Genomic DNA, 9,517 nt, shown 5'->3' with positions numbered 1-9,517 from the left:
GCCGCCGTGCGCGGTCGGCCCCGTCCGGCACCGGATCGGTCAGTGGACGCCCAGCACGCCGTCCACCCGGCGCGGGATGCCCAGCGGGTTGCCGTCGCGCAGCTCGGCGGGCAGCAGCCCGTCCGGCCACGACTGGTAGCTCACCGGCGCCAGCCACCGCCGGATCGAGGTCGCGCCGACGGACGTGTGCAGCGGGCTGGTGGTGGCCGGCCACGGCCCGCCGTGGTGCATGCCCCAGGCCACCGCGACACCGGTCGGCCAGCCGTTGAAGATCAGCCGTCCCACGACCGGCCGCAGCGCCTCCGCCACCCGTCCCGCCTCGTCGTGCTCGGACTCGGCGGCGTGCACGGTGCCGGTGAGCGTGCCGGGCAGGCGGGGGAGGACGGCCTCCAGGTCGGCCGGGTCGGTGTAGGTGACCACGACGCCCGCCGGGCCGAAGTGCTCCTCGGTCAGCTTCTCCAGGTTCTCCGCGAACGTCTCCAGCGACACCTGGAACAGGCGCGGCTCGACGCTCCAGCCCTCGCCGGACGCGGTGCCGCGGGCGACCAGCTCCGCCAGTCCCGACGAGGCCAGGCCCTCGGTGCCCGAGCGGTACGAGTCGCACATGCGCTCGTTGAGCATCGGGCCGCCCACGGCCGCCGTCACGGCGTCGGCCAGGGCGGGCACCAGGTCCGCCGGCGCGAACAGCAGGCCGGGGTTGGTGCAGAACTGGCCCACGCCGAGCGTCAGCGAGCCGACGAACTCCGCCGCGAACCCCTCGGGCCGCGCGGCGGCGGCGTCCGGCAGGACCACGGTCGGGTTGACGCTGCCCAGCTCGCCGTAGAACGGGATCGGGTCGGGCCGGGAGTTGGCCAGGTCGAACAGGGCCCGCCCGCCCGCGGTGGAACCGGTGAAGCCGACCGCCTTGATCGCGGGGTGCTCGACCAGCGCCACGCCGGCCTGCTGGCCGTGCACGATGCCGAACACCCCCGCGGGCACGACGGACTCCACGATCCGCGCCGTCTCGTGGGACGTGCGGGGGTGCGACGGGTGCGCCTTCACGACCACCGTGCAGCCCGAGGCCAGGGCGGACGCCGTGTCACCGCCCGCCACCGAGAACGCGAACGGGAAGTTCGACGCGGAGAACACGCCGACCGTCCCCAGTGGACGGAGCATCCGCCGCAGCACCGGCCGCGGCGGGATGATGTCGGGGTTGGCCGAGTCCAGCGTCGCCTCGACGTAGCTGCCCTCGCGCAGCACCTCGCCGAACAACCGCAGCTGGTTCGTGGTCCGCTTCAGCTCCGTGGTCAACCGGGGCACGCCCAGCGCCGTCTCCGCGTCCGCGACCTCCACCAGCGCGGACGACGACGCGTCCAGCGCGTCGGCCACGGCGTCGAGCACCGAGGCCCGCTCGGCCGCCGGGAGCGCGGCCCACGACGGGAACGCCGCCGCACCCGCCCGCGCCAGCGCGTCGACCTCGACGTCGGACGCCTCGGGCACCGGTGCCCCGACCGGCTCGCCGGTCCGCGGGTCGTACCCCTGCACGCCGTTCACCCGCACGCCACCGCCCTGCACGTCGCCCACCTGCACGTCGCCCACCTGCACCTCGCCCGCCTGCCCGTCACGCGCCTGGCCGTCGGTCACCGGCCGGCCTCCTTCACCGCGGTGTCGAACTCGGGGGTGCACCACACGCCGCCCAGGTACGCCATCGCCGGCGAGTCGGCCGCGGGCTCGCCCGCCGCCAGGATCTCCTCCGCGAACACCTCCGAGTCGTCCTCGGACTTGTAGCCCAACGCCTCCGCCTCGCCCAGCGAGAACCACCGGCGGGTGTTGTCCGAGACGCCCCACACCACCCGGAACCCGGGCGACGGCGTCGCGAGGCACGCCTCGAACAGCCGCGCGCCGTCGTCGGGCGACAGCCAGGTCGACAGCATCCGCGCGTCACGCGGCTTCTCGAAGCACGACCCGATCCGGACCGCGATGACGTCCATCCCGTACCGCGACGCGTACAGGCTGCCCAACGCCTCCAAGGCCACCTTGCTCACGCCGTAGTACGTGTCCGGCTTCGGGAACAGGTAGTCGCCCGCCTCACCGGCCGACCGCTCGTGGTACCCGACCGCGTGGTTGGAGCTGGCGAGCACGACCCGCGACACCCCGGCCCGCCGCGCCGCCTCCAGCACCACGTGCGTGCCGTTGATGTTGACGTCCAGGATCTCCGCCCACGGCCGCTCCAGGCTGTGCCCGCCGAGGTGGATCACCGCGTCGACGTCCGCGCACGCCTCCTCCATCGCGGCCTGGTCGGTCACCGAAGCCGTGAGCAGCTCGACCCGCTCACCGCCGGCCGCGGCCGGCAGCGGCGCGATGTCCAGCAGGCGCAGGGTCCGGTCCGGCGCGGCCAGTCGGGTGCGCATGAGCGTGCCCACCACGCCGGCGGCGCCGGTGATCAGGATTCGTTCGGTCACGTCGAGCCCTTTCGGATCTGAACGGGGGTCAGCGGCCGAACTGGCGCAGCAGTTCGGTGATGGTGCGGGCGGCGTGCAGCAGCGCCTCGACGACCTGGCGCTCGTGGTCGGGGTCGAGCCTGCCCAGCGGCACCGAGCAGCTCATCGCGTCGAGCACCGGGTTGCGGTAGGGCAGTGCGACGGCGAAGCAGCCCAGGCCGGGCGTGTTCTCCTCGCGCTCGTGGGCGTACCCGATCGCGCGGAACCCCGCGAGCTGGGCGTGCAGCGCCGGGCGCTCGACGATGGTGTTCGGCGTCAGCGGCGTCAGCCGGGCGGGCAGGATCGCGTCGACCTCGCCGGGCGCGCGGGCGGCGAGCAGCGCCTTGCCCAGCGACGTGGCGTGGGCCGGCAGCCGGCGTCCGACGCGGGACACCACGCGCAGGTGGTGCTCCGACTCGCGGCTGGCCAGGTACACCACGTCGGCGCCGTCGAGGCGGGCCAGGTGGACCGTCTCGTTGATCTCCCGGCGCACCTGCTCCATGACGCGGATGGCGACCTGCACCACCGGGTCGTGGTCGAGGTACGACGTGCCGACCAGCAGGGCGCGCACGCCGATGCCGTAGGTGCCGCGGGACGGGTCGAGCTCCACCCAGCCGCGGGCGACGAGCGTCTGCAACAGCATGTAGAGGCTCGACTTCGGGTAGCTCAGCTCGCGGTGCAGCTCGGTCAGGGTCAGCGGGCGGTCCGACGACGACAGCACTTCGAGCAGTTCCACAGTCCGATCGGCCGACTTGACCGCGTTCGGCCGGGCGGGTGACGCGGGTCCAGTCACCAAGTCCTCCACGGGGAAACGTTCCGGCAACACGCACTTGACACGTCGCTGCGCCGATTCTTACAGTCCGCCCAACACGTTCACAAGTACGACCCCGATTCACGTATATGAACAGCACGGTTGTGAACAGGAGCCACCGTCCATGACACCCTCCCGCCGGTGCGCCACGGCCGTCGCCGCAGTGGCCGTCGAGGGTCCTGTCATGCACCCGACCTGCGGGTGCCCGCGCTCCGGCGCACCCGCGCGCCGCCCGGAAAGCGGCCCGCGCGCCTCGGTGGGGCCACGCCGCGCCACGAGGTCCGGCACCGCTTCCCCCGGTGACCGGCTCCGCTCCGCACCAGACCCCGCCGGCTCGGCGGCCTCCTCCGAACCGGTGAATTCCCCAGAACGGCCGGGTTTGCGCAAAACCTGGACTTGGGCCCGCCCGTCACACAGGGTGGCCAGGTGACAGCGGTCGACACCGCCCTGGACGTGGGGGCGACGGCTAGTGGCGGCGGTGCCGTCGCTTCCCACCTCGTGGGGCGGCCCCGTCGGGGTCGCCCCACGGGATCGACCACCGCGACCGCGGGACCTCCACCGGGCGACAGCGCCCGACCCGCGGCCGCACCGCGCGGACGCCCCGGCGTGCCGCGGAAAGCGCACCGGAACCGGTGCCACGTCGGCGGGGACTCGCTCATCAGCGCCGATGAACCCCTGCTGCTCCACCTCGTCGTCAGCGTGTTCGCCGCCTGTGCGCTGACGCACGGGGAAAACCGCGGTCGGGCAGCGGTGCTGCCCGTCGTCGCCCCGCTGGTCGGGGCGCGGCGGAGACCGCGCACGACACGGGGAGGCCGGGGATCTCTCCCGCGGATCCGCCGCTCCCCGTGCCCGCCCGCGCTCGGCGGACCGCACGGTGACCGCCATGCACGCGCCGGCGCCGAGCCTGCTCGCGTGCCAGTCGCCGCAAAGTCCTTCCTGCGTGGGATCACCACCGGAGCGATCAAGGGATGAAGGTCTGGGTATGCAACTGGATGGGGTGCTGTTCTTCCCGGTGACGCCGTTCGACGCGAACGGTCGGCTCGCCGAGGGCGTGTTGGCCGAGCACGTCGAACGCGGGGTGGCGGCGGGCGCGGGCGGTGTGTTCGTCGCCTGCGGCACCGGCGAGTTCCACGCGTTGGAGCCGTCGGAGGTCGAGTGCGCGGTGACCGTCGCGGTGCGGGCGGCCGCCGGGCGGGTGCCGGTGTTCTGCGGTGTGGGCGGTCCGCTGCCGGTGGCCAAGCAGATCGCCCGGGACGCCCGAGGCGCCGGTGCGGACGGCTTGCTGCTGCTGCCGCCGTACCTGGTGGCCAGCCCGGCCAAGGGCCTGGTGCGGTACGTGACCGAGGTCGCGGACGCGTCGGACCTGTCGCTGATCGTCTACCAGCGCAACAACGCGCTGTTCACGCCGGAGACGGCGGTCGAGGTCGCGTCGCTGCCGACCGTGGTCGGGTTCAAGGACGGGCTCGGTGACATCGACCTGCTGCACCGCATCGTGCTCGCGGTGCGCGCGGCGGTCGACAAGCCGTTCCAGTTCTTCAACGGCCTGCCGACGGCCGAGCTCACCGTGCCCGCGTACCGGGGCATCGGCGTGGACCTGTACTCCTCGGCGGTGTTCTGCTTCGCGCCGGAGATCTCGCTCGGCTTCTACCGCGCCGTGCACGACGGTGACGGCGCGTTGGTCAACCGGTACCTGATGGAGTTCTACAAGCCCCTGGTGGAGCTGCGGGACAAGGTGCCGGGGTACGCGGTGTCGCTGATCAAGGCGGCGGTGCGGGCCACCGGGCTCGACGTGGGCGGCGTCCGGCCGCCGCTGCTGGACCCGACCCCCGAGCACCTCGCGGAGCTGGAGAAGGTCGTCGCGGCAGGTCGGAGCCTCGCCGCATGAAGATCACCGACATCACCATCACGCCCGTCGCCTTCCGCGACCCGCCGCTGCTGAACTCGGTCGGCGTCCACGAGCCGTGGGCGCTGCGCACCATCGTGGAGGTGCACACCGACGAGGGGATCACCGGCCTCGGGGAGAGCTACGGCGACATCGGCCACCTCAACCGGATGCGCACCGCCGCACCCGCCCTGGTGGGCCTGGACGTGCACGCGCTGAACGAGATGCACGCCCGGATCGCGACGGCGCTCGGCGGCGAGGCGGGCTCCGACCGGCACGGGCTGACCGGCCCGCTGACCGTCGAGTCCACTGTGGACCGCGTGTTCTCGGCGTTCGAGGTGCCGACCTGGGACATCCGCGGCAAGGCCCTCGGCCGACCGGTGAGCGACCTGCTCGGCGGCGCGGTGCGCGACGCCGTCCCGTACAGCGCCTACCTGTTCTACAAGTGGGCCGGGCACCCCGGCGCGGAACCCGACGAGTTCGGCGAGGCGCTGGACCCGGCGGGCATCGTCGAGCAGGCCCGGCTGCTGATCGGGCGGCACGGGTTCGGGTCGATCAAGCTCAAGGGCGGCGTGTACCCGCCCGACCAGGAGGTCGAGGCGATCCGCGCGCTGCGCGAGGCGTTCCCCGACCACCCGCTCCGGCTGGACCCGAACGCCGCGTGGACGCCGGAGACGTCGCTCAAGGTCGCCGCGGAGCTCGACGGCGTGGTCGAGTACCTGGAGGACCCGGCGCCGGAGATCGACGGCATGGCGCAGGTCGCGGCCCGCGCGCCGATGCCGTTGGCGACGAACATGTGCGTGATCGCGTTCGAGCACATCCCGAGGTCGGTGGAGGTGGGCGCGGTGCAGGTCATCCTCTCCGACCACCACTACTGGGGCGGGCTGTCGCGGTCCAAGGAGCTGGCCGGGATCTGCCGGACGTTCGGCATCGGCCTCTCCATGCACTCCAACTCGCACCTGGGCATCAGCCTGGCCGCGATGACGCACCTCGCCGCCGCCACGCCGAACCTGAACTACGCGTGCGACACGCACTACCCGTGGAACGCCGCCGACGACGTGATCACGACGCCGTTCACGTTCGTGGACGGCGCGGTGCCGGTGCCGACCACGCCCGGTCTGGGCGTCGAGCTGGACCGCGACGCGCTGGCCCGGCTCGCGGAGAACTACCGGACGTGCGGCCTCGTGCAGCGCGACGACACCGGTTACATGCAGGAGCACGATCCGTCCTACGAGAGGAAGCGCCCCCGGTGGTGACCACCGTCGCGCACTTGTACCCCTGGGATGTCGCAGGCGACCCGTCCGCTGTCGAACGGGTCGCGTCGTTGGGTGTGGACGCGGTGGCACTCGCCGCGTCCTACCACACGGTGCGGGCCGCGACGCCGTTCCACCCGTCCCACCGGATGGTGGACGCGCGGCACGCGGCGTTCTACCTGCCCGTGCGGGAGGAGGTGTGGCGGGACGAGCGGTTGGCTCCCGCCGCACCATCCTGGATGGACGGTGACGACTCCTACGGCGAGGCGTCCGACGCCCTGCGCGCGGCCGGGTTGCCGGTGTACGCGTGGACCGTGCTGACGCACAGCAGCCGGCTGGGCGACGCGAACCCGGACCTGGTGGTGCGCAACGCTTTCGGGGACCGGTACCCGTACGCGCTGTGCCCGTCGAACGACGACGTGGTCTCCTACACCCGGACGCTGGTGTCCGAGGTGCTCGAACTGGGCCGGCCGGACGGGATCGTGCTGGAGGCGTGCGGGCCGCTCGGGTTCTTCCACGGCGGGCACCACGAGAAGACCGACGGCGCGGACTGGACGGCCGTGCAGCAGAAGCTGCTGTCGTTGTGCTTCTGCGGGGCTTGCTCGGGGCGTTACGACGACGTGGACGGGCTGCGCGCGCTCGTCCGCGCGGGGGTCGACGGCGGTGCGGCCAGTGTCGAGGAGGCCCTGGGCGACCGGGCCGAGTCGGTGCGTTCGACCCGCACGGACATCTCGCGCTCGCTGCGGCGGGAGCTGGTCGGTCTGATCAGGTCGACCTCGCCGTCCACGCGCATCGCCGCGCACGCGACGGCCGACCCGTGGGGCACCGGCCCGTTCGCCACGGTCGCCGGGGGAGTCGACGCCGATGTCGACGTGCTGACCGTGACGTGCTGGCCGGGCGTGGACGCGTCCGTGCCCGCGATCCGCGCGTTGCGTGCCGAGGCCCCCTCCGTGCCCACCGCCGCCTACGTCACGGCCCTGCCCCCGAAACCGGCCGACGGCGACGAGCTGCTCGACGAGTGGCTGGCCTACGCCGAGGCGGGCGTCCAGGAGTTCCACCTCTACCACGCGGGCCTCGCCTCCCCGGCCCGCCTGTCCGCCCTCCGCCACGCCATCACCACCCTGAAGTCCACCCTGCCGGATTAACCTCCGCAAACGCGAGAGTCCTACCTTCACGACGCGAGAGTCCTACGTCCAGACACCGTGAGTTCAACGCTCAGAACGGCCCGGCCGTGCGCCGAGCGTTGAACTCAGGCGTCGTGAACGTAGGACTCTCGGCGTGTGGAGGTAGGACTCTCGCGTTCTGGAGGTAGGACTCTCGGGTCACTCGAACGGGTAACTGTGAAGAACGGTGGGCAACCCGGGGGAGGGGCGGGTCCGTCCTCAGCACATGAGAAGCCTGGGAACCGCTATCGGCGCGGGAGTGCTGCTGGTCGCGCTCGCCGCCTGCGCAACGTCCACGCCCGTCGGTCCGGGCGCCGGCGGACCGACGCTCACCACGTCGGCCGCGCCGACCACCACCGCCGGCGAGGAACCGGAGTTCGAGAGCCCGGTCCCGGAGGGCGGCAAGGAGGTGCCCAAGGACCGGATCGACGCGAGCAGCATCCCCGAAGGCACCCCCACCACCACGTGGACCGAGGGTGACGGCAGCGTGCTGGGCGTCATCGCCCAGGAAGCCGGCTGCGGCAAGGCCAGCGTCGAGATCGCGGAGCAGAACGCCCAGCAGGTGAAGGTGGTGATGGTCGAGACCACGCCCACCGACCAGCAGGTCTGCACGATGGACATCCGCTACCCGCCGCTGACCACGAAGCTCGACGCGCCCCTCGGTGACCGCACGGTCGTCCTCACCACCCGGCAGGACCAGAAGTAGACCCGGTGCCCGGCCGACCGGCCCCCAGGTCGGCCGGGCATCCCCCTGCAACCGAACGGGCCCCGAGTACCGTCCTCCAGCTATGAGGAACGTCAAGGTCGCTCTCGCCCTCGGCCTGCTCGCGCTCGCGGGGTGCAGCAGCACCGACACCGCCCCGTTCGGTCAGTCGACCACCACCACCGCCACGACGACGACAACCTCGTCAGCTGCTCCGACAACGTTGTCATCCCCTGGCGGGTCGACCGACCAGGCGCAGCCCACCGCCCCGATCACGCAGCCCAGCGCCGCGCCCCTGGAAGGCGGACCCACGGAGGTCCCGGACGCCCAGATCGACCACGGCACGCTCTCGGACACCTACGACCCGCACGTCTCCACGTCGGCCGACGGTCGCACGGTGCAGGTCATCGGCACGGCGGGCGGCTGCAAGACGGCGAGCGCCGAGGTCACCGCCCAGTCCGGCGACCAGGTCCTGATCACCCTCGTGACCACCTACCACGTGCCGCCCAGCGGGGTCGCGTGCACGCAGGAACTGGGCTTCGTGCCGGTCAACGTCACCCTCGACGCGCCCCTCGGCTCCCGCCGGGTCGTGCTGGAGACCCGCGAGGACACGGCTTGACCTTCACGCGGACGTGAAGCCCTACGTTCGGCACCCATGACGATCTTCACCGGGAAAGCAGTGGTGGTCACGGGTGCCGGCACGGGGATCGGTCGCGCCGCGGCACGCGCCTTCGCCGCGCAGGGCGCGTCCGTGCTGGCCGTCGGACGCACGGCGTCGACGGTGGCCGAGACCGCCGCCGACCTGCCGACCATCCACCCCTTCACCGCCGACGTCGCGGACGCGGACCGGGTGGTCGGGGCAGCCTTGGACGCGTTCGGCCGCCTCGACGTGCTGGTCAACAACGCCGCCGTGACGACCGGGGACGGCCTGGTCACCACGAACCTGCTCGCCCCGGTCGGCCTGGTCCGAGCCGCCCTGCCGCACCTGGAGCGGACGCGGGGCGTGGTGGTCAACGTCAGCACGGCCATCGGTCAGCGGGGCTGGCCGATGCCGGGCGGCGAGCTGTACGCGGCGCTGAAGTCGGCCCTGGAGTCCCTGACCCGCAGCTGGGCCGTCCAGTACGCGCCGCGCGGCGTGCGGGTGGTGGCCGTCGCGCCGGGGCCGATCGCGACACCTCACTACTGAACGCCTCTCGTGGCCGCCGTGAGTGGTCGACCAGTCATCGCGCCGCGCGTGTTGGAACCC

The 9,517-nt window shown here is 72.8% G+C and carries 9 protein-coding genes; 6 read left to right on the top strand and 3 right to left on the bottom strand.

The features are described 5' to 3' along the window. Positions 1-39: 39 nt before the first annotated feature. From AB0G02_RS21250 to AB0G02_RS21240, 3 genes are read right to left on the bottom strand one after another with little or no spacing between them, the layout of a single operon-like run. Positions 40-1,623, bottom strand: a complete 1,584-nt coding sequence (locus AB0G02_RS21250) for an aldehyde dehydrogenase (NADP(+)) (RefSeq protein WP_360797058.1) — start codon at positions 1,621-1,623, stop codon at positions 40-42. Further along, complete coding sequence (locus AB0G02_RS21245; RefSeq protein WP_360797056.1) at positions 1,620-2,441, bottom strand: NAD(P)-dependent oxidoreductase; 822 nt, start codon at positions 2,439-2,441, stop codon at positions 1,620-1,622. The genes AB0G02_RS21250 and AB0G02_RS21245 overlap by 4 nt, the downstream gene beginning before the upstream one ends. Positions 2,442-2,469: 28 nt before the next feature. Beyond that, positions 2,470-3,252, bottom strand: coding sequence for an IclR family transcriptional regulator (locus AB0G02_RS21240; RefSeq protein ID WP_360797054.1), 783 nt, complete (start codon positions 3,250-3,252; stop codon positions 2,470-2,472). A 1,000-nt stretch (positions 3,253-4,252) separates the two neighbouring features. Here AB0G02_RS21240 and AB0G02_RS21235 point away from each other — a divergent pair. The 6 genes from AB0G02_RS21235 to AB0G02_RS21210 all read left to right on the top strand — a co-directional run bounded on the left by AB0G02_RS21235 (position 4,253) and on the right by AB0G02_RS21210 (position 9,457). Next, a complete protein-coding gene (locus tag AB0G02_RS21235; protein WP_360797052.1) occupies positions 4,253-5,155 on the top strand; it encodes a 5-dehydro-4-deoxyglucarate dehydratase in 903 nt (300 codons plus the stop codon). Continuing rightward, entirely contained in the window at positions 5,152-6,408 is a 1,257-nt protein-coding gene (locus tag AB0G02_RS21230) for a glucarate dehydratase family protein (protein ID WP_360797050.1), read from the top strand. Before AB0G02_RS21235 ends, AB0G02_RS21230 begins: the two co-directional genes overlap by 4 nt. A 14-nt stretch (positions 6,409-6,422) precedes the next feature. Beyond that, positions 6,423-7,550, top strand: a complete 1,128-nt coding sequence (locus AB0G02_RS21225) for a hypothetical protein (RefSeq protein WP_360797048.1) — start codon at positions 6,423-6,425, stop codon at positions 7,548-7,550. 244 nt (positions 7,551-7,794) lie between these two features. Continuing rightward, positions 7,795-8,274: a hypothetical protein gene (locus AB0G02_RS21220; RefSeq protein ID WP_360797046.1), complete on the top strand. Its 480-nt coding sequence runs from the start codon at positions 7,795-7,797 to the stop codon at positions 8,272-8,274. A gap of 82 nt (positions 8,275-8,356) precedes the next feature. Further along, positions 8,357-8,890, top strand: coding sequence for a hypothetical protein (locus AB0G02_RS21215; protein ID WP_360797044.1), 534 nt, complete (start codon positions 8,357-8,359; stop codon positions 8,888-8,890). A gap of 36 nt (positions 8,891-8,926) precedes the next feature. Continuing rightward, positions 8,927-9,457 (top strand): SDR family NAD(P)-dependent oxidoreductase, encoded by a 531-nt coding sequence (locus AB0G02_RS21210; protein WP_360797042.1) that lies wholly within the window; start codon positions 8,927-8,929, stop codon positions 9,455-9,457. Positions 9,458-9,517 lie beyond the last annotated feature (60 nt).

Origin of the sequence: Actinosynnema sp. NPDC023658 (assembly GCF_040639995.1) — a bacterium.
Taxonomy (GTDB): domain Bacteria; phylum Actinomycetota; class Actinomycetes; order Mycobacteriales; family Pseudonocardiaceae; genus Actinosynnema.
The sequence above is the reverse complement of the archived record's forward strand: the minus strand, read 5'-3'. Positions and strand labels throughout refer to the sequence as shown.

Excerpts from the sequence above, each read along its gene's own strand:
- AB0G02_RS21235 (WP_360797052.1), top strand. The coding sequence starts at position 4,253 with ATGCAACTGGATGGGGTGCTGTTCTTCCCGGTGACGCCGTTCGACGCG.
- AB0G02_RS21230 (WP_360797050.1), top strand. The coding sequence starts at position 5,152 with ATGAAGATCACCGACATCACCATCACGCCCGTCGCCTTCCGCGACCCG.
- AB0G02_RS21220 (WP_360797046.1), top strand. The coding sequence starts at position 7,795 with ATGAGAAGCCTGGGAACCGCTATCGGCGCGGGAGTGCTGCTGGTCGCG.
- AB0G02_RS21215 (WP_360797044.1), top strand. The coding sequence starts at position 8,357 with ATGAGGAACGTCAAGGTCGCTCTCGCCCTCGGCCTGCTCGCGCTCGCG.
- AB0G02_RS21210 (WP_360797042.1), top strand. The coding sequence starts at position 8,927 with ATGACGATCTTCACCGGGAAAGCAGTGGTGGTCACGGGTGCCGGCACG.